General features: G+C 42.5%; 18 protein-coding genes. 17 read left to right on the top strand and 1 reads right to left on the bottom strand.

Features of this window, described 5'->3' with window-relative positions; translation table 11 throughout:
* The first annotated feature begins 32 nt into the window (after positions 1–32).
* The 17 genes from F1381_RS16990 to F1381_RS16910 all read left to right on the top strand — a co-directional run bounded on the left by F1381_RS16990 (position 33) and on the right by F1381_RS16910 (position 18,726).
* Complete coding sequence (locus tag F1381_RS16990; RefSeq protein ID WP_151736040.1) at positions 33–935, top strand: hypothetical protein; 903 nt, start codon at positions 33–35, stop codon at positions 933–935.
* Positions 936–956: 21 nt separating this feature from the next.
* Complete coding sequence (locus tag F1381_RS16985) at positions 957–2,441, top strand: amino acid adenylation domain-containing protein (protein ID WP_151736039.1); 1,485 nt, start codon at positions 957–959, stop codon at positions 2,439–2,441.
* 31 nt (positions 2,442–2,472) lie between these two features.
* The gene (locus F1381_RS16980) at positions 2,473–3,165 is read left to right on the top strand and encodes an SDR family NAD(P)-dependent oxidoreductase (protein WP_222850452.1); all 693 of its coding nucleotides are present in this window, start codon (positions 2,473–2,475) and stop codon (positions 3,163–3,165) included.
* Positions 3,166–3,195: 30 nt separating this feature from the next.
* Complete coding sequence (locus tag F1381_RS16975) at positions 3,196–4,170, top strand: phosphotransferase enzyme family protein (protein WP_187355403.1); 975 nt, start codon at positions 3,196–3,198, stop codon at positions 4,168–4,170.
* Between the two features lie 80 nt (positions 4,171–4,250).
* Positions 4,251–5,192 (top strand): hypothetical protein, encoded by a 942-nt coding sequence (locus tag F1381_RS16970; protein ID WP_187355402.1) that lies wholly within the window; start codon positions 4,251–4,253, stop codon positions 5,190–5,192.
* On the top strand, positions 5,185–5,718 hold the full coding sequence (locus F1381_RS16965; RefSeq protein WP_151736035.1) for a P-loop NTPase family protein: 534 nt from the start codon (positions 5,185–5,187) through the stop codon (positions 5,716–5,718). The genes F1381_RS16970 and F1381_RS16965 overlap by 8 nt, the downstream gene beginning before the upstream one ends.
* 4 nt (positions 5,719–5,722) lie before the next feature.
* Positions 5,723–6,538, top strand: coding sequence for a PHP domain-containing protein (locus F1381_RS16960; RefSeq protein ID WP_187355401.1), 816 nt, complete (start codon positions 5,723–5,725; stop codon positions 6,536–6,538).
* A 33-nt stretch (positions 6,539–6,571) separates the two neighbouring features.
* Entirely contained in the window at positions 6,572–7,345 is a 774-nt protein-coding gene (locus tag F1381_RS16955) for an SDR family NAD(P)-dependent oxidoreductase (RefSeq protein WP_151736033.1), read from the top strand.
* 20 nt (positions 7,346–7,365) lie between these two features.
* The gene (locus F1381_RS16950) at positions 7,366–8,421 is read left to right on the top strand and encodes an FkbM family methyltransferase (protein ID WP_151736032.1); all 1,056 of its coding nucleotides are present in this window, start codon (positions 7,366–7,368) and stop codon (positions 8,419–8,421) included.
* A gap of 33 nt (positions 8,422–8,454) precedes the next feature.
* Positions 8,455–8,721: an acyl carrier protein gene (locus F1381_RS16945; RefSeq protein WP_151736031.1), complete on the top strand. Its 267-nt coding sequence runs from the start codon at positions 8,455–8,457 to the stop codon at positions 8,719–8,721.
* Positions 8,722–8,752: 31 nt separating this feature from the next.
* Positions 8,753–9,751: a hypothetical protein gene (locus tag F1381_RS16940; protein WP_187355400.1), complete on the top strand. Its 999-nt coding sequence runs from the start codon at positions 8,753–8,755 to the stop codon at positions 9,749–9,751.
* A gap of 212 nt (positions 9,752–9,963) precedes the next feature.
* Positions 9,964–11,010, top strand: coding sequence for an FtsH protease activity modulator HflK (hflK, locus tag F1381_RS16935; protein WP_187355399.1), 1,047 nt, complete (start codon positions 9,964–9,966; stop codon positions 11,008–11,010).
* A complete protein-coding gene (gene hflC / locus F1381_RS16930; protein ID WP_246188076.1) occupies positions 11,007–11,873 on the top strand; it encodes a protease modulator HflC in 867 nt (288 codons plus the stop codon). Before hflK ends, hflC begins: the two co-directional genes overlap by 4 nt.
* 143 nt (positions 11,874–12,016) lie before the next feature.
* On the top strand, positions 12,017–14,476 hold the full coding sequence (locus F1381_RS16925; RefSeq protein WP_151736029.1) for a GH39 family glycosyl hydrolase: 2,460 nt from the start codon (positions 12,017–12,019) through the stop codon (positions 14,474–14,476).
* Between the two features lie 210 nt (positions 14,477–14,686).
* Positions 14,687–15,940 (top strand): PTS sugar transporter subunit IIC, encoded by a 1,254-nt coding sequence (locus F1381_RS16920; protein WP_151736028.1) that lies wholly within the window; start codon positions 14,687–14,689, stop codon positions 15,938–15,940.
* A complete protein-coding gene (locus F1381_RS16915) occupies positions 15,937–18,210 on the top strand; it encodes a beta-glucosidase family protein (RefSeq protein ID WP_151736027.1) in 2,274 nt (757 codons plus the stop codon). Before F1381_RS16920 ends, F1381_RS16915 begins: the two co-directional genes overlap by 4 nt.
* 60 nt (positions 18,211–18,270) lie before the next feature.
* Positions 18,271–18,726 carry a hypothetical protein gene (locus tag F1381_RS16910; RefSeq protein WP_187355398.1) on the top strand — a complete coding sequence of 152 codons (456 nt, stop codon included), beginning with the start codon at positions 18,271–18,273 and terminating at the stop codon, positions 18,724–18,726.
* Positions 18,727–19,345: 619 nt separating this feature from the next.
* On the opposite strand, the gene F1381_RS16905 is transcribed toward F1381_RS16910, so the two are convergent.
* Positions 19,346–19,798, bottom strand: coding sequence for a VOC family protein (locus F1381_RS16905; protein ID WP_151736025.1), 453 nt, complete (start codon positions 19,796–19,798; stop codon positions 19,346–19,348).
* Positions 19,799–19,834 lie beyond the last annotated feature (36 nt).

Raw genomic sequence — 19,834 nt, 5'->3', positions numbered from 1 at the left:
AAGCTGTTCGAGTATTTCGGATAGGGGAAAATATGTTTAAGATCGATATACCCGAAAGTCATAATATTACTTGTTTTGAATATTGCTATTGTGCGGTTCTACGATACCTTGGACTTAATGAGGAGATTCTTTATTATAGTTCATTCTTTTCTTTAAATACTGTTTTGGATGGAATGCTCAAGAATAATCAAAATTACTTGACCTATGATTCAGTCGGGAGATTGCACCATATAGGAAATGATATGGATCTAGTTAATTTTTATATGGAAACGGGCAGTTTTTCTTTATTGGAAAAAAATTATTCAAGTCACTCATTGCCGTTGGTAGTCAAAATTGAACCGAAAAGAATTTCCTTATTAAGTACGGCCTCTTACCTAAGTGAGGTTGACAATCATCTGGTGTTACTTACCGATATAAATACTAACGTAACATTTATAGATTTCATTTCAAAAAAGGAATTTACATTGACAAGAAAAAAATTTGAAGCGGGTTATGATAATACGATGTATATCATGACATTGCCTGATACGGTCAAGACAGAGACAGATTATTTACTGAAAAGCGTGGCCCGATTTTGGGAACATATAAAAACAGTAATTAGTGAAGATAATGTAATTTCTGCATTGGAAGTTATACAACAAGACCCATTGGATGATTTAATGTTAACTTCTACCCGGGATGCAGTAGGTATTTGTCGTGTATTATCAAAACGGTCTTTAAAATATTTGAATTATTTAAATAATATTTACCCGGAACTGGATTGGGCAGAGTTGAGTGATTTGCAGAAACAAAGGCTGAAGATGTTAGATCAAGTATATCTTTTCATAGAATACTATAAATATAAACGCAAAAAAATGGATGAAGTCATCCGCAATTTAACCTCGATTAGTGTAATTGATATGGATATGAGAAGGATTCTTAAAAGTATGTTATAGCATAAGAAGGGTAGTTTAATTATGAAAACATTTATAGATTTGTTGAATTCTACTGCCTTGGAAAAAAAGTATAAGTCTGCGATTATCACAACTAAGGAAAGGCTGACATATGGCGAATTAATAACTTGCGTCAAAGAAAGAGCTGCAATATTAGTTCGTTTAGGTGTTAAGAAGGATACAATTGTAGGCATAGTTACAGATGAATCCCTAGAAGTTCTTATAAACATTATGGCTGTGATTTTTTCAGGAGCAGCTTATTTACCCATTGATGAAAAAGTGCCAACTGAGAAATTACACTATATTATCAGTGATGCCAAACTGGATTATCTGATTATTAATAAAACCTTCAACTTAAATACAGTAAACATGTTCACAATACATATCATTAATTGCGAAGTATTAAATGAAGTTTATCGAGGGGAAGTCACTCAAATTCTCCCTGAAAGAGAACCTGATGACATGATGTATATTATGTACACTTCAGGCTCAACAGGTTATCCAAAAGGAGTTATAATCGAGGATCAGAGTTTTAATACTTTTCTTGATGCAATAAACGATGTTCTGGAATTCGAAAAGTATGACGCTCGCGTATTGGCAAGTACTTCTTTCACTTTTGATATCTCTATTTTGGAAACCTTGGTTTCATTGGCATACGGTGCTACTTGTATTTTGGTCAATAGGAGACAAAAACTTAATCCAAAACTATTAAGAGATATCATGCTAAAGGAAAAGGTAAATGTCTTACAGTTTACACCAACTTATCTGCAGTTTTTTCTGGATTATTTTGATACGGATCTTCAATTTTTTCAACAAATGCGTAAACTACTGATCGGAGGGGAAAAATTCCCGGAAGTCTTAATTGGAAAATTATACAGGTATACCAAAGCCGACATATATAATTGTTACGGTCCTACAGAAGCTACCATTTGGGCAACAGCAGCACGATTTGATCCCAATAAGCCGGTAAGCATAGGAAATTCACTAAGAGGGTATAACGTTTTTATTGATCAGAAGGAGGCTAATGAATCTCTAACAGGGGAAATATGTATTGGTGGACCGGCTGTTGCCAGAGGTTATCTAAATAAAAAAGAACTTACTCAAAAACATTTTTTTATTAATGAAAAGGGAAGCAGGCTGTATCGAACCGGTGATTTAGGACGAATGAACGAGAACGATGAACTGGAGATATGCGGTAGATTAGATCGTCAGGTAAAGATAAAGGGTTTTAGAGTTGAGCTTGATGAGATTGAGAAAACTATTGAGAGGTGTATCTCAAATATTAGCAGAGCTGCGGTTATATTAACAGAAACAAATTTAATAGTCTGTTTCTATCAAGCTGAAGAACAGATTGAAAGAGAAAAAATTATTGACTCATTAAAAAAACAGCTTTCAGACTATATGATTCCAATTATATATATTTGGAAAAAAAGTCTACCCGTAATGATTAATGGAAAACTAAATTATACAGAGCTAAAATTGGATGCCGGAATTCATCAAAAGTCATAATTTTCACAAAAGCAGTGGATTGGGGACAATTATGGAAGGGAAAGTTGTCTTGGTTACAGGTGCCAATCGTGGATTAGGACTTGAATTGGTAAAATCTTTGGTAGAAAAGGGGCATATTGTGATTGGAGGCGTTCGCGGTAAATCACTAATTCCATGTGATTCTGTCGAACTTGAACTAACTGATCTGAGTCAAGTTAAGGACTCCATAAATACAGTTATTGAAAGGTATGGACAAATTGATGTATTGATTAACAATGCAGGTATATATTTGGATGATCCTAGAAAAAACTTCGGGAACATAACCATGTTGACGCCTGATGATTTGGAACAAACACTGCAAGTAAACTATTTAGCCCCGTATACATTAATCAATAATACTATGCCGTTTATGATTGCTCAAGGCTATGGGAGAATTATCAATATTTCAAGCGGTATGGGAAGGATAAGCGAGTTTGATGAATATTCCTATGCATATAGGGCGTCAAAACTTCTACTGAATACCCTTACAATTAGCCTTGGGAAGTATTTCTCCACAATCGAACAGGATATAGCCATTACATCCGTGTGCCCCGGTTGGATAAAGACAGATATGGGAACCATGTCAGCCCTTGATCTGCCAAGTAAACCTGTACATTTTATGGAGAGATTATTTGCGCTAAATAAGCAAGATATAAACGGTAAATTTTTCAGGAATGATTCGGAATTAAATTGGTTATTTAAATAAAATTTCAAAAATACTATGAAAAAGAGTTTGATGTTGAATATGAAAAATCATATAGAAGATGCATTGCAGCAATATGGGGAAAAGCTGGTATCCTATGAAGATTTATATAATGGAAGTTCAAATATGAATTGGAAGGTTCATACCTCAAACGGAGATTATGTTTTAAAGAGAATGCCAATGCATCATCCGGAAAAATTCATTGAATTTCAAAACTGGCTGTCATCTAAACTGGCAGAAACTAAGATCCCCTTTAAGCCTAATGTTTTTACAAAAAGTGGTGACACTGTACTTGTACATAACTCCTATCTATGGCAGTTGAGGCCTTATGTTAACGGCCGGTTTCATAAACTCGGAGATAGAAATGATACTAAGAGCTGCATAAATGTATTATTAAAACTTCACAGTATGGATGTTGATAAAAATAATAATGATACCATTGAAGATTTTGTTTATTGGACGAATGAAGGAGAAAAGAAATTAAAACGTTCAACAGAAATAATCAGAAAGTTTGTAGATAATCATACGCTTTCGAGGATGACTAAACATTATGCGGCTCTTATTAAGAGGAGTTCAGAATCAGGGTATCAAATGATGAATTTGAAGAACGTAATTAATCATGGGGATTTCCATAGCAGAAACCTTATTTTTAATGATGACGGCCTTTCGGCTGTAATTGATTGGGATAATTCAAAAATAGGCCCAAGGGTCTCTGACTTTGCAAAGGCTTTCTATTTGCTATCCAGATGTATGCATAATTCATTCGCTATAAATGTGGGTATGGCAGAGAGATTTTTAGCTCAATATCATAATGTGGCGAAATTAACCAAAGAAGAAATTCACCTTATTCCATTAATACTAGGAGTCGCTTATATTCCAAAACCAGAGCACCTTCTGAGCTTCGGTAATAATGTTGATAAACTACTATGGTACATAAATTGGACATTTAATGGTTCTGAGATGGCCGAATGTCAACTGCGTCCAATTATACAGAAGTTGATATTCTAAAATACTGTGGAGATGATTATACATTGGATTTATCTTGGGTTGAAATTAAGAGGAAACAGCATAAGGTGTTTGTTTTAGTTATGAAGGATGATATTCAGTTTATTAAAGACAAAGTAGAACCCTTCTTTGAGGTGACTACAACTAGCATAAACGATCAAAGGTATTGGTCAATTTTTGTCGATTATTCTAACCTGAATCAGCGGACTGGCTGGGAAAGTATAACCCCATCTTTCAAAGGTGATTTAGAACCGAAGCGGGAATATCTGTTTAATCCAGGTGAAAAATCTATATGTATTCTACAACCGCAGGATCGTCGATTGAGATTGCAGATCGCTGTTCGTTTGTGCAGGGACATCTTAAAACACCTGTTATTGGATGAGCGTATTTCTTTTTTTCATTCAGGTATGGTTGTTTATAAAGATAAAGGTATCTGTTTTATGGGGCCGAAGAAGGCTGGGAAAACCAGTTCTATTCTATCCTTATTATCAAAAGGAGAAGGCAAGTTTGTATCTAACGATGATCTATCTATCACAATTAATGAAAAGGGAGAATTCCTGGGATATGGTTGGCCTAGAGCCTTATCTATACGTAAAGATGCAATCCAATCTATGGAAAATGTTTTAAAAGATTTTGATTTTTCTCATTCATTAGAGCACCCTGATAATTTTATAGAAGAACTATCTAACCATATATTTTTGTATCCCGCTGATATGTGCAGATTATTTGGCTGTGAAATAGTGCCTGAGTATAAAGTCGATAAGATAATTTTCCCTGAATTTTGGAGTGAAAACGATTTCCAAGTAAAAAAATTAGATAAAAATGAAAAGTTATTATATTTAGAGAACAACTTGGATGTAGATATTAACAAGTATTTCTTGGATTTTAAAGATTTTTTTCCTGAAGCGAATGGACTCGAAGTTTTATTTCCTGATTTTTTAAACATTGAGATGTATGCAATAAAACAGAATATAGAACATATGCATTTAACCAGTGCATGGATAAGTAGTGTTATTGATGAGTAGAGTATGGATAATCGGTCCGCCTGGAGCAGGTAAAACTTATTTTAGTCATTTACTTTCTGAAAAGCTAAATGTTTGTACTTATGAGTTGGATAATTTTTATTGGAAAAGTAATTGGAGCCGACCAGAAGATGAAGACTTTATTAAAGATGTTAAAACAATAGCAGACAACAATGAATGGATTATTGATGGTTATTATGAACTTGCCAGTGAATATCTGAATACTCGTGCAACTATTCTGATAAAAATGGAAATATCACTACCAGTTCTTCTGTTTAGAATAATAAAACGAAGTATAAAAAGGATGTTACATAAAACAAAAGTCTGTGGGGGTAATGAAGAAAATATTCTTTTCTTATTGTCAAAAGAAGGTTTATTAAGATATGCCGTCAATCAGCATTTATTTTTTAAGAACAGTATTACAGTGAAGGAGGGAAGTAAAGTGATGTTGGTTAGAAACAATAAAGATATGAAAAAGGTTACAGAGCTTATTTGTGCCGAGTGGCATGAACAAAGAAAGAGGGATTAAATAAATGTGTAAAATAGATCTTCATATACACACATGTCACTCTGATGGAGCTCATACACCATCCGCTTTAATAGGCCAGCTAGAGAAGAGCGGAGTGGAATATGCCTCCTTCACAGATCATAATCAGCTGACTTTGCCGGCTGATAGTTCGTTTCATAAAGTTAAATTAGTAAATGGGGCAGAGTTTTCTGTGTCTTATGAAGGAAAAATAATACACATATTGGGATATAAGTTATCTCCTTGTGCCGAATTAGACTCCTTAATAAAGGATATTAATAAAATACAATCCCAGAAAATTCTAAAAGTTCTTTTTTATCTTTCCAGAGAAAATGTCAAATTAGATTATAGCTGCTTAAAAGTCCGTCACGCAAACTTGAATGAGATCACTCGACAATTGATCCAAAAAGGTTATGTAGCCAATAAAAAAGAGGCATTCAGTTATTATCTTGACAGGATACTGTTAAAGATAAATGTTGAAGCGGCTGTACCGGTTGAAAACGCCATTGCATGCATTCATGCCTCAGGAGGGTTTGCGGTTTTAGCACATCCGATGAGAATTACCAGAAATATGAATAGAATAAACTCAATTTTTTCCAATTTAATAGAACTGGGTATTAACGGGATGGAATGTTTTTATCCAAAACATACTCAGAAAGAAACATCACACTTAATAGAGATGACTAATAATAAAAAACTGATCATAAGCGGGGGAAGTGATTATCACGGAGTGATAGAAGATAGTCACAGCATTGACAGTTTAAAGGGGTTAGAAATTCCGTATGAGTATAGATATAAATTGATTGAGCGTTTTTTTGTATAGTTATTAAAAACCAAAAAAAGTGAGGAATCCTTAATGAGATTTTTAGACAAAGTAGTTATTGTGACGGGTGGTGCGCAAGGAATAGGTAGAGCTACTTGTGAAAATTTTGCTAAAGAAGGTGCAAAAGTAGCTATTGTTGACTTTGATATTGAAAAAGGAACGGCGCTACAAGAGGAATTGAATAAAATGGGATTTGAAACATTATTCATATATGCAGATGTATCAAAGGAAGAAGATATAGCTGCAATGTCAGATAAGGTTTATAGGCATTTCGGTGCTATTCATATTCTTGTGAACTGTGCTGCCAAAGGCATAATAAAGGGAATAGATGCTTCTGTGGAGGAGTGGCAGGCGGTCTTTATGACTAATGTGGTTGGATACGTTACTTGCGTAAAATATTGTCTTGAAGCTATGAAAAAAAACAAAAGCAGTGCAATTGTAAATATCGCCTCCATATCAGGATTCATTGCTCAGCCAGAATATTTAACGTATAACACCTCTAAAGGTGCTGTTGTTAATATGGCCAGATGCCTGGCGATGGATTTAGCGAAATATAACATTCGAGTAAATAACGTTTGTCCGGGAACGATATGGACAAAAAATAACGAGTTTTATATAGGCAGAGATTATGGAGTCAATCGTGAGGAAGCTGATAGACACCCCGAAATTGGAGGCAAACATTTACTCCAGAGGGTGGGTACACCAGAGGAAGTAGCCAAAAGTGTATTGTTCTTAGCTTCTGATGATGCAAGTTTTATTACAGGTGAGAACTTAATGGTCGATGGCGGATATACAGCAAAATCATAATATGAAGTGAGGGCTGTGTTATGAAAAATAATATTATTAATTTAATTGAAAAGAGAAAAATTATCCTTTTCATTTCAAATTATATGGAAGACCACATTGTAAAAATCTTAACAGGACTACAAGCAGAAAAAGTGTACTTTTTCACTGACTGTAATTACGTAAGGGATATGATATTGAATGATGAAGCAGATAAAATAGGTGATCAAGAATACAAAATTTTAATTTGTAATAATGCTAAATCAGAAAATAAGCATATAATTCTTAAATTACTGCATCAGTACTCACGAAGTAATATTATTGGACTCTCAAAGAAGGATATTAAAGTTCTCTACAATAACTATTATATTAACTATCTTAATGAAAGAAATGTAGATACTAAATCAACCACTATTAAAATTGGTAATTATACTATTGATAATTTTTTTATGGAAGAAAATTGTAAAGTCCAACTGGGTGATTCTATTTTACCAAGTTTGTTTTCAGATTTATCTATGCCTGAAGAAGGGCCATTTGAATATAATAGCGTGGCTTTACAACAAGGAGATATTGTTTTTGACTGCGGAGCAAATATAGGTTCTTTTTCAGCAATAGCCTTATCTAAAGGTTGCCAGATTCACGCATTTGAGCCTATACCACGGACATTTACTACTCTTAAGGAAAACTTGAGCCATTATGAGCCCTCTCTATACAACATATGTAATATGGGGCTATCCGATAAGAAATGCACTGTAGAGTTTTCGGTACCACAAGGCCGGGAGACAGGCAGTTCTATGGTATTTAAAAACGAATACGATGAAAAAATAAATTGTCTAGTAACTACTATTGACGATTATGTAAAGGAAAATAATATTACTAAAGTATCCTTTATTAAGGCAGATATTGAAGGTGCTGAACGATTTATGTTGCTTGGAGCAGCAAATACAATAAGGAAGTACTCTCCGAAACTTTCAATATGTACTTATCATTTAGAAGATGATCCCATGGTTATTGAAGAAATAATCAGAAATATAAATAGTAATTACATCATAGAACATAAGTGGTTAAAGCTTTATGCATATATTGATGATGATCATTAGGTTCTATGAAAAATATTGAATGGAGTGAGTTGAATGACCTTAAATGAAAAAATTATTGAAATAGCAAATGCTATAACAATTGATGATAAGAGGATTATTTTTATACAGAACGATGGATCCATGTTATTGGACGTGAATTCTATTACATTCGTAAGATTGGTAGTCGGTATAGAAGAGTATTTCAATATAGAATTTGATGATGATGCACTTGATTTTTCGAAATTCCCCACATTAAATACACTGAGTGAATATATAGAAAAAAAATTAAACTTAGGAGAGGATTTTAATATTACAAAATAAGGGGTACAGAATATTACCTGTTACATATCCGATGATAACGACATACACGCAACATGCTCATATTTTATCCATTCTTACCTGTTATGAGAATACTTATCCATGGATTTTTAGCAATTATATTCAGCTATTTATTAATAAGGATTACAAACATAATTGGGGCGATTTTTATTTTCCAATACCTTATGAATTGCGACCATCGGATACTTGCAGATATTTAATTAGCCAAAAAATAGATCGAGAAGTTATTTTGAAAAAATGGGACTCGGTGATTGATTTTATAATAGAGAATATTGATTCAAACTATTATGTTCATATAATGATGAATTATTTTTATGTACCTGTAAGTGATCGATATAAAAATGTACATAAAAGTCATGACATGTTTGTTTATGGATATGATTTAGATAGAAGAATTTTCTACATTTCTGATTTTTTTAAAGATGGGGTCTATAGCCAAGAAGAAATATCTTTTTCGGATTTTGATCTTGCGTTTACCAAAAAAAATCTAACTAATAATCCTGATTATCTAAATGGAATGGTTTATTTATATAAATTCAATAAGGAGTTTGAATACGATTTTAGTATCGAAGGTATAATTAATTCTATAAATAATTATTTGTTTAATGAAATTCCGGAATACTGGAAGCTTTATAATTATCACAACCAGATAAACATTGATTTTGGTATGCAGATATACTCTACACTTAAAAATTATGTAAATAACACATCTGATAATGAAGGTTCACTTGATATCAGACCCTTTTATCTACTTTATGAGCATAAGAGAATAGCGACATTAAGAATGAAATATCTGCATGAAAATCAGCATTTGGGGAAAATGAACTGCGGATTCATAGATAATTTCTCACTCATTGAAGCTCAAGCTAAAATTACTACAAACCATGCAATAAAATACAATTTAACGAATAATAAACATATACTAGAACGAATGAATTTGCTATTGACGAATTTAGAAAAAGAAGAATCAAAATGTTTAAATCAATTTTTAGATGATTACCTTAACCAATAGTAACTTGTTCTGAGGGGGCGTGGGAAGCAGCCAACTTCCTCGCTGGAATGGGCTGCATCGACATGAGATTGAGTGAAAACAGAGAGAACTAAAGCAAAATCCAGCAAGCCTGAATAAAGTCGCGAATGTTGCGACTTTTTTGTTTTATTTACGTATATGAAGCTTTATAGGGACTTAGATACGCAAAAAAGGAGCGATGTATCTTGGATTTCATGAATCAGAATGGCGGCGGTCCGGCGCCAGGACGCAAAATGCCGGAGCTGAAGCCGGGAACGTACAAGAAGATTGGTTGGGGGGTAGCCGCTGCCGCGGTGTTGATTTATCTGGGCTCCACTTCATTTTATACCGTGCAGGAGCAGGAACGTGCAGCGATCCTGACATTTGGCAAGTATACGAACGAGTCCTCAGCGGGACTTCATTTCAAATGGCCTTATCCCATACAGGAAGTGGTCACGGTGCCTGCGGAGCTGACCCAGCGGATCCATATCGGGTACCGTCAGGAGGCTGAAGGAGCGGTAGCCGTTGAAGAAGAAGCGATGATGATTACGGGCGATGAGAATATCGTATCTGCCGATGCTGTAGTACAATGGAAGATCAGCAATATTCACGATTATCTGTATAACATTGACGACCCGGACAAATTCCTGCGTAATTCGGCCAGCTCTTCGATTCGTGCTGTGATTGGTTCCGAGAAGCTGGATTATGCGATTACCGACGGAAAGACAGTGATTCAGGATAAAGTCCGGGAGCTGCTGGTTGACCTGCAGAAGAAATACAATACCGGCATTCAGATCATTGATATCAAATTCCAGGATATTGAGCCGCCGAGCGGCCAGGTCGAGGAAGCTTTCCGCGAGGTGACCAATGCCCGTGAAGAGAAGAACACGAAGATCAACAACGCCAAGAAATATGAGAACGATATCATTCCCAAAGCACGCGGGGAAGCGCAAGCGCTGCTTGAGAATGCCGAAGGGGAGAAGAAATCGCGTATCCTGAACGCACAGGGTGACGTAGCCCAGTTCAACGCCATTTATGCCGAATACGCCAACAACCAGAGCGTAACTGAAAGCCGGTTGATTCTGGAGACGCTGGAAACCATTCTGCCTAACGCCAAAATCTTCATTACCAACTCGAATAGTGATACTGTGAATTATCTGCCGCTGAATGAGCTGATGCGCAGCACCCCGGCCAGCACGCCTGCTCCGGCAACTGTGAATCCGCCAGCTGCGGCCGCACCGCAAGGAGGAGATGCCCAGTGAAAAGAAACCATATCATTGCCCTGATCTCATCGGTAGTTCTAGTGATTCTGCTTGCCGGCTCTATGTATATCGTGAAAGAGGGGGAATACAAGGTAGTCCTCCGTTTCGGTGAAGCTATGCGTACCGTTGAAGAGCCTGGGCTGAAGCTTAAAATTCCTTTTATCGAGAATGTCACGGAGCTTCCTAAATATCAGATGACTTACGAAAGCTCGCCAACCACCATTCTGACCAAGGACCAGAAGCCGATTGTGGTTGATAATTATACCGTCTGGAGAATTACCAATGCCTCGCAGTTCTTGAGAACCGTACAATCGGTAAGCGGCGGGATTCAGCGTATTGATGAAGCGGTATATAACTCGGTGCGCCGTAAGCTGTCGGAAGTCAATTATGAAAATATTATCAGCGAGGACACCGGACGGGGCAACATTAACGACGAGATCACCAAGGACGTCATTGCCGCCTTAACCCGTGATAATTACGGAATTGAAGTAGTTGACGTACGGATCAAACGTACGGATCTGCCGGAAGAAAACAAGCAAAGTGTATACAACCGGATGATTTCGGACCGTCAATCCATTGCCGCGCGTTATCTGTCTGAAGGGGATGAGGAGTCCAAGAAAATAACCTCCAAGGCCGACCGTACCTCCACTGAGCTGATGGCTCAAGCCGAAGCCGACGCCAAAAAAATCATTGCTGAAGGCGAAGGGGAAGCCGCCAGAATCTATAATCAAGCCTATGGTAAGTCTCCAGAGTTCTACAGCTTCTACCGTACACTGGAGAGTTATGTAACCACGCTGCAGAATGAGCCGGTGATCATGATCCCGATTGATTCGCCGTATGCCAAAATATTGATGGGGCAATAAACCAAACCTGCAATTGTACAATCAGAACCGGCTGGTGTATTCTTATGTCTTCCTGCTAATGATATGATTATCGTACGCACCTAGAGGGGGGAGAGACCATTCGATATCTGTACGAGTTCATTCAGCATCAGGAAGACCAGCCGATGAAGCTCTTCGTCAACAGCGTGCAGCACGTCGATTTTCATTGGCATAAGGAAGTGGAGCTGGTATATGTCCTTCACGGCTCCGTCACCATGTATTTGAATCAGAAGCAGTATACGCTCCGTGAGGATGACGTGATCGTGATTAACAGCATGTCTGTCCATAAAATCGAGCTCACCCACCAGGATAATGTGCTGCTGACCTTACAGTTTGGGCCGGAGCTGCTGAACAATAATACCTTTATTTCCTGTAGTTCAGCCATAGATGGAAATGGGGCAGTGGACCATATCACCAGCATCAAGCACAACCTGGCGCAAATGGTATGGGAGCTTAACAAGAAATCGCCGGGCTACCGGAATTATACACAGGCCCGCTTGCAGGCATTATGCGGTTGCCTTCTGCGGTATTTCGCCGACGGGACGAATCCGGACACGGAGGAGAGCGGCAAAGAGTTCGATTACAAAAGGCTGAACCGGGTGCTGGCCTATATCGACAGCCATTATAATGAGAAGATTACGCTGCAGGATATCGCGGATTCCGAGCATCTGAGCATGCATTACTTCTCCCATTTCTTTACCGGTAAAATCGGCATCCCCTTCCAGAAGTACCTGACGCTCATCCGGCTGGAGAAAGCCCTGGCGCAGCTAACCGCGAGCGAGAAGACGATTTCGGAAATCGCTCTGGATTGCGGCTTCGCCAACATTAAGCTGTTCAACAAATACTTCAAGGAGAAGTATGGATGCACCCCCGGCGCCTACCGGGAGGCTGCGCTTGCGCCGGAGCCCCGGAAGCTGAATCTGAACCGGAAGCCCCAGACGTACGAGGAATCTTCCAGCGGTGTGTATTATGAGGTAGATACGCTGAACGCAATAGGCGTATTGTACCGGTATCTGGACGCGGGAAGTGATGCAGCCCAGGCGCTGCCCGCACCATCCGCGTCCCCGGCGGCAGAGCATCAACGGATCGAGCTCAGGGGAGAGTCCCCCGCGGTTGCCTATGAGAAGCACTGGAATATCACGATGACCGCCGGCCGGGCGGCCGAAGGTCTGCGCGAGGATTGGCGAAGGCAGCTGAGCGATATAAGGTCCCGGATTCCGTTTCGCTACATCCGCTTTCACGGCATATTCAATGACGAGATGATGGTGTACAGCGAGAATGAGGAGGGAAGCCCCAGCTACAATTGGTCTTATGTAGACAAGCTCTATGATTTCCTGCTGGAGCAGGGCGTCCGGCCGTTTGTAGAACTAAGCTACATGCCAAGCCAGCTGGCGCGGTCCAGGGAAACGCTGTTCTGGTGGAAGGGGAATATCAGTCCGCCGGCCGATCCTGCCCGGTGGGAAGCGCTGATCCGCGAATTCATCCGTCATTGCCTGAACCGGTATGGTGCAGAGGAAGTGAAGCAGTGGTATTTCGAGGTATGGAATGAGCCTGACCTGTCCGGGGTCTGCTGGGCCGGCAGCAAGGAGGAGTACTTCGCCTTCTATGAATCCACCGTTCATGCCATCAAATCGGTGATGCCCGGGTTGAGAACAGGCGGTCCGGCCATGGGTTACGGCTCCCTCTGGAACGATACCTGGGCTGAAGACTTCCTGGCCTATTGCCGGGAGCGTGAGGTGCCTCTGGATTTCTTTTCGTTCCATATTTATTCGGAGTATCCTAAGCTCAAGTCTGAAGAGGACCGTCTGACCAAGATTATGGCGCCCTCCTTCTATAAGGAGAGCATTGACCGGCTGCGCCAGAAACTGAATGCGTCCTTGCACGGAGAGGTTGAGCTTCACATTACCGAGTGGAACTTCTCACTGTATGACCGGAACCTGCTGCATGATACGATGTTTATGGCTCCGTTCGTTATCTATCACACGATGAATACACTTGGCGATGTCAAGGCGATGGCCTTCTGGTCTTTTACCGATATCTTTGAAGAAAGCATCGTTCCCGCTTCCCCGTTCTATGGAGGGTTTGGCCTGATCAACCGCGACGGGCTGAAGAAGCCGGCTTATTACGCGTTCGAGCTGATGCAGAAGCTGGGTGATGAGTTGCTGATCCGGGGGGACGGTTATGTCGGAACCCGGACACAGGGCGGCAGCATGCAGTTTCTATTTTACCACTATGTCCATGTAGATCAGCTGTTTGCCAGTGGAGACTGGTCGGAATTATCCGATTCCAGCCGTTATGAAGTGTTCGAGGAGAAAGGCAGCAAGGCCTTCGAGCTTACGCTGGATTCGCTCACAGGTACATATAGATGTGTTACTTACCGGCTGGACCGGGAGCACGGGTCGGTCTTTGACGAGTGGGTCCGCATGGGAGCGCCCCATGCTTTAACGGAGGAAGAAATCGCCTATTTAAACGGCAGAAGCGGCCCGGTCATCCGCACAGAGCTGGTGCAGGAGGAGAGTTGGCGTAAAGAGATCGTGCTGCCTCCGCACGGCGTAATGCTGCTTACACTCGACCGGCAGTATTAACTGGAACTCAAAATTCGATTCAAAAGCATCCTTTCCGTAGCGGAGGGATGTTTTTTGTTGTTTATTTCGGGAACGGAAAGAAAAACTGAAGCTAAGGACCTGAAGTGGACAAAAAACGAACCTGTACGCGGCAAGTTACAACAAGAAAGCGATAACATTTCACTTTATACTAGGGTTGTAGCAGCTAAGAGAAAGATAGGGGGAAATAAGATGAAGCGTTTTATGCAGTGGATGGCCGAATCGTTTGCACCCAAATTGGAGGCGTTTACGAAGAATATCTGGGTGGCGTCGATTCAGGAAGCCATCATGGTGGCGATTCCGATGATTTTTATCGGCTCGATCATTACGTTAATTTCGATTCTGCAGGATTTCATTCCGGGAATGCCGGATCTGACGCCCATCACGACATTCAGCTTCGGCTTGCTCGGGTTGTTTATTGCTTTTCTGACGCCTTATGTGGTCATGGAAAAGAAGGAACGCCACAAAATCAAGCTGCTTGCGGGGATGACGGGGGTTTCGCTCTTCGTGATGCTGCTTGGCCCGACCGTGAACGAGGATGGAACCATTCAGTTCATCCTTGAGCGGTTTGGCCCTTCCGGGATGATTACGGCGCTCCTGGTGGGCGTATTCGTTGCCCTGGTCATGAATGTATGCAATAAGTTTTCCTTCTTTAAAAAAGGGTCCTCGCTTCCCGAATTCATCATGGACTGGTTCGATTTTCTCGTGCCCATCGCCTTGGTCTTAACGACAGGCTGGCTGCTGGTGTACCAGCTGCATTTCGACATCTTCGCGCTGATCGTGAACGTGTTTGAACCCATCAATGCCGTGGGACAAAGCCTGACCGGATTTGTACTCTTCAACTTCATTGGCGTCGTGCTGTATTCCTTCGGCGTAAGCCCGTGGGTCATGACACCGATCTGGTATGCCATATGGATACCTGCCATCGAAGAGAATGCCGCTCTTGTCGCGGCCGGAGCCGATCCGGTCAATATCAACACCTTCGAGACCTTTTTCTCGGGATGGCTGGGCATCGGGGGGATGGGGGCTACACTACCGCTCGTCATCTGGTTCCTGATGGCCAAATCGAAGAAACTGAAGTCTGTCGGCAAGGCGACGATTGTCCCGTCCCTCTTCAATATTAACGAGCCTGTCGTCTACGGGGCGCCGATTGCCTTCAACCCGCTGCTCATGGTACCGATGTGGATCAACGGACTCATCACCCCGATTATTGTATATTTGGCGCTGGATATGGGCTTTGCGCGGATTCCAAGTCAAATCTTTCAATTGTGGTATACGCCGATCGGATTGTCGACCTACCTGATGTCCGGAGTGGGCGGACTCCTGCTGCTGGCGGTGGTCCTGCTGATTGTATTCGTGGTCTGGTTCCCGTTCTTCAAGCTGTATGATGCCCAGGAGCTGAAGAAAGAACAGGATATAAATGGATTGGAGAGTGGAAACCTATGAATAGATCGATCAATGAACTGTTGAAGGAATTGACGCTTAACGAAAAAGCCTCCATCTGCGCCGGTTTAAATATGTGGATGACCAAGGGGATTGAACGGTTGAACATCCCGCCCGTTCATATGTATGACGGCACCAACGGCATCCGGAAGACCAACAGCGACGAGGAAATGGGGATTACGACGGAAAATATCCCCGCGACCTGCTACCCGACAGGCTCTGCAATCGGCTCCTCCTGGAATACGGAGCTGCTGCATGAGGTTGGCGTCGCGCTGGGCCGTGAATCGAAGGCCATGGATGTCGAGCTGCTGCTCGGGCCGGGTGTGAATATGAAGAGAACGCCGCTGGGGGGAAGAAACTTTGAATATTATTCGGAGGATCCCTGCCTGACCGGTGAACTCGGGGCCGCCTTCATCAACGGGATTCAAAGCGAAGGGGTGGGCGCTTCCCTCAAGCACTTTGCGGGCAACAACCAGGAGTTTGAGAAGATGGTGACCAGCTCGGAAATCGATGAGCGGACGCTGCGCGAGATTTACCTGAGCGCCTTTGAACGCATCATCAAGAAATCCGACCCCTGGACGGTGATGTGCTCCTATAACCTGCTGAATGGAACGTATGCAAGTGAGAACGAGCATTTGCTGAACGATATTTTAAGAGAAGAGTGGGGCTATGAGGGGGTTGTACTGTCGGATTGGACAGCCGTCAATGACCGGATACGCGGGCTGAAGGCCGGGCTTGATCTGGAAATGCCGGGTCCTGCCGACTACAACACCAAGGCGATCGTGGAAGCGGTCCAGAACGGGACGCTGGCCGAAGAACAGCTGGACCGGAGCGTAGCGCGCATCCTGAAGCTGGTGGAGCGGGTTACCGGCAACCAAACTGCGGAGCTTGGCGAAGCACCGGACTACCATGCACTCTCCCGTCAAGCGGCGGCAGAAAGCATTGTGCTGCTGAAGAACGAGAACTCGATTCTCCCGCTCCGGCAGGAAGCCCTCTCGTCTATTGCTGTCATTGGACGGTTCGCCAAGAAGCCGAGAATCCAGGGGGCGGGCAGTGCCAAGGTAACTCCTACCCGGGTCGATATCCCCTGGGATGAAATGCAGGAGCTTGCCGGAGATTCGGTTACACTGGGCTATGCGGCAGGCTACCCTGAAGATGACTCCGTTAATGAAGGTCTGATTCAAGAAAGTGTGGCGTTGGCCGTGAATTCCAATGTGGCTGTGCTGTTCGTAGGCCAACCGGAATATGCCGAATCGGAGATGCATGATTTGCAGGGCATCGAGCTTCCGGAGCATCAGGTGAAGCTGATTCAGGCGGTTGCAGCGGTGCAGCCGAAGTGCATCGTGGTGACCAGCAGCGGCTCCGCTCTGGTTATGCGCCCATGGGTGCAGCATGTTCCCGGCGTCATCCATTCCTGGTTGTCCGGCCAAGGGATGGGCAGAGCGGTTGCGGAGGTCCTGTTTGGACAGACGAACCCGTCGGGTAAATTGTCCGAGACCTTCCCGGTGAAGCTGTCGGATAACCCGTCGCACATGCGGATCCGGGGAGAGAACGGCAAGCTGTACTACCGCGAAGGCCTGTTCGTGGGTTACCGTTATTATGACCGTAAAGAGCTGGCGCCGCAATTCCCGTTCGGTCATGGCTTGTCCTACACTTCGTTTACCTATACGGAGCTCAAGGTGGCTCAAGGGGAGAACGGCGTTAAGGTATCCTTCCGGCTGGAGAACACAGGCAAGCGGAAAGGGAAGGAAGTCGTGCAATTGTACGTGCACGATGAGGAATGCAAGTGGGTGCGGCCGGAGAAGGAGCTGAAGGCTTTTGCCAAGATCGAGCTCGAGCCGGGCGAGAAACGCGAAGTGGTCTTTGAGCTGGAAGAGAGAGACTTCTCCTATTACAACACGAAGTACAACCGCTGGGTTGCGGAAAGCGGATATTTTCAGATCGCGCTGGGCAGCTCCTCCCGGGATATCCGGATCACGGAACGGCTGCATTGCGACTTCGGGAAGGAAGAAATCAGCTTCCACAAGTTCAGCCTGCTGAGCGAATGGATAAGCGATCCTGCGGCGAAGGATGTACTAGAGCAGACGCTGAATGAAATGAACGGGCATGTGACGGACAAGGTGTACCTCAACGAGGAATTCGTCGGGTTCTGGGAGGACTTCCCGGTTATCAAAGTGTTCCAGATGTTCGGGCAGAAATGGCTGGGTGAGCGGTCGCCGGACGATTTGATCGGCGAACTGATCTCCCGCGTCGGGCAGGCACGGAATCATTAAATTTATATTTGTGAGACGAAGCGGGGGTGAGCGCTTCGTCTCTTTTTCTTTTTTCCTGCAATGCTTTTGACACTGAATCTTTTGGGCGATTGCGCTATAATCTGGATAATTAAAGAGAGGGGGTTAGATGACGTTATGACGTTAATGGTGAGTCTGCTGCGAAAGAGGGATATTTCTATAGAGGTTGATACTGACTTATTGGAACAGCAAGTGCCGGAACCGCACAATGATTTGTTTGGTTTCGAGGTATGCAGGCATACACTCTGGGGACATCCAATTGTGCAGGAGCTTGGCTGTGAGTTAATCCCTTCGTTAAAGGAAATGGATATCTTTGCTTTTGATGACGATTTGGAGAAGCTGGAAAGAGAATTCCTAATAGTGCTTAATAATATTGAGGTTATTAATCAGCAAACAGGCTACACCCGGGAGTTTATTGAATTTAGAGCAAGAAATGCCCTGGAAATGATCAAGGTGGCATGCAGGGAGAGGGAGTTGGTTGGTGTGTGGATTGGGTGAGTAACGGAGATTATTTCAAGTAGCCTTTCCGCAAGCCGGTTAGGATTCCGCGTTAATTCCGAAGTGAAGTGTTCAACCAGCTTGTCAAAAACATGAAGACCAAGGCCGCTGCTTGCTCTCCGGATTTCTTGGTGGTTACCACTAGGTTATAGCAGCAATGCGGGGACTACCGGTTATGTCCAGCTGTGAATAGTTGGATAAACGCCACCTAAATTCGCCGATATCGAGGGTATCACTGATTTAGTGGGATAATCGCCACCTAATCTGGGTGGAAATGAATTACTGTGCTATTATTGTTCAAATTAAGTGGCGATAATCCATTTAGCTTACTGCAATCCGTTCTTAGGACAAAATTAGTGTACGAAAATCCAACTAATGGTGTGAACGGAGGTTATGAAAACGTGAGGTGGGCTTCATCCACGGTCATCGGCTCATGAAAAGGATGACTAAGGTGGATCAGCAGGGAGAGGCGACCTTTGCAGGGTGACCCGTTTTGTTAATGTAGGGCTGAAATTCTCCCCGGTGAGCGAATATATGGATGTTCGATAAAAGGCACCCGGGCCCCCGCAAGGGAATCGGGTGCTTTTTAATGTGAAGCCCTTACCTTTTTTGCCCAATACTATACTAGCCGCTCCAGGAACCTCTCCGCATCCCGGTTAAACTTCCACACAATGCCGAACCGGTCAACCAGCATGCCGAAGCATGAGGACCATGGCACTTCGGACAGCGGCATGATCACATGACCGCCCTCCGATAAATTTGCGAAATAAGTGGCAAGTGTTTGCTTATCATCGATAATGATGCTGATCAGTACGTTATTGCCTTGCACCAGCTCGCCCATTGTGCTCTTCATTGAGGGCGGAATATCCGACATCATGAGGGTTCCGCCGGCGAATTCCACGGATGATTCCATAATCATATTCAGCTCATGGACGGGCATCGGGAAATTTGGGTCTTGCGGGATATCTTTGAATCTGGCTTTTTTTACTTTGCTTGCCTGCAAAGCCTCTGCATAGAAATCAATGACCTCCTCTGTGATTCCGTCAAAGTTCAGATATGCAATTACTGACATAATGAAAACCTCCTTCTTGTTATAACCGAAGTATAG

It is taken from the genome of Paenibacillus tengchongensis, assembly GCF_008973665.1.
GTDB classification, from domain to species: domain Bacteria; phylum Bacillota; class Bacilli; order Paenibacillales; family Paenibacillaceae; genus Paenibacillus_AQ; species Paenibacillus_AQ tengchongensis.
This window is presented reverse-complemented; position numbering and strand designations above follow the sequence as displayed.

Coding starts and splice junctions, on each gene's coding strand:
- F1381_RS16990 (WP_151736040.1), top strand. CDS start 33: ATGTTTAAGATCGATATACCCGAAAGTCATAATATTACTTGTTTTGAA.
- F1381_RS16985 (WP_151736039.1), top strand. CDS start 957: ATGAAAACATTTATAGATTTGTTGAATTCTACTGCCTTGGAAAAAAAG.
- F1381_RS16980 (WP_222850452.1), top strand. CDS start 2,473: ATGGAAGGGAAAGTTGTCTTGGTTACAGGTGCCAATCGTGGATTAGGA.
- F1381_RS16975 (WP_187355403.1), top strand. CDS start 3,196: ATGTTGAATATGAAAAATCATATAGAAGATGCATTGCAGCAATATGGG.
- F1381_RS16970 (WP_187355402.1), top strand. CDS start 4,251: ATGAAGGATGATATTCAGTTTATTAAAGACAAAGTAGAACCCTTCTTT.
- F1381_RS16965 (WP_151736035.1), top strand. CDS start 5,185: ATGAGTAGAGTATGGATAATCGGTCCGCCTGGAGCAGGTAAAACTTAT.
- F1381_RS16960 (WP_187355401.1), top strand. CDS start 5,723: ATGTGTAAAATAGATCTTCATATACACACATGTCACTCTGATGGAGCT.
- F1381_RS16955 (WP_151736033.1), top strand. CDS start 6,572: ATGAGATTTTTAGACAAAGTAGTTATTGTGACGGGTGGTGCGCAAGGA.
- F1381_RS16950 (WP_151736032.1), top strand. CDS start 7,366: ATGAAAAATAATATTATTAATTTAATTGAAAAGAGAAAAATTATCCTT.
- F1381_RS16945 (WP_151736031.1), top strand. CDS start 8,455: ATGACCTTAAATGAAAAAATTATTGAAATAGCAAATGCTATAACAATT.
- F1381_RS16940 (WP_187355400.1), top strand. CDS start 8,753: ATGATAACGACATACACGCAACATGCTCATATTTTATCCATTCTTACC.
- hflK (WP_187355399.1), top strand. CDS start 9,964: ATGAATCAGAATGGCGGCGGTCCGGCGCCAGGACGCAAAATGCCGGAG.
- F1381_RS16925 (WP_151736029.1), top strand. CDS start 12,017: ATGAAGCTCTTCGTCAACAGCGTGCAGCACGTCGATTTTCATTGGCAT.
- F1381_RS16920 (WP_151736028.1), top strand. CDS start 14,687: ATGAAGCGTTTTATGCAGTGGATGGCCGAATCGTTTGCACCCAAATTG.
- F1381_RS16915 (WP_151736027.1), top strand. CDS start 15,937: ATGAATAGATCGATCAATGAACTGTTGAAGGAATTGACGCTTAACGAA.
- F1381_RS16910 (WP_187355398.1), top strand. CDS start 18,271: ATGCTTTTGACACTGAATCTTTTGGGCGATTGCGCTATAATCTGGATA.
- F1381_RS16905 (WP_151736025.1), bottom strand. CDS start 19,798: ATGTCAGTAATTGCATATCTGAACTTTGACGGAATCACAGAGGAGGTC.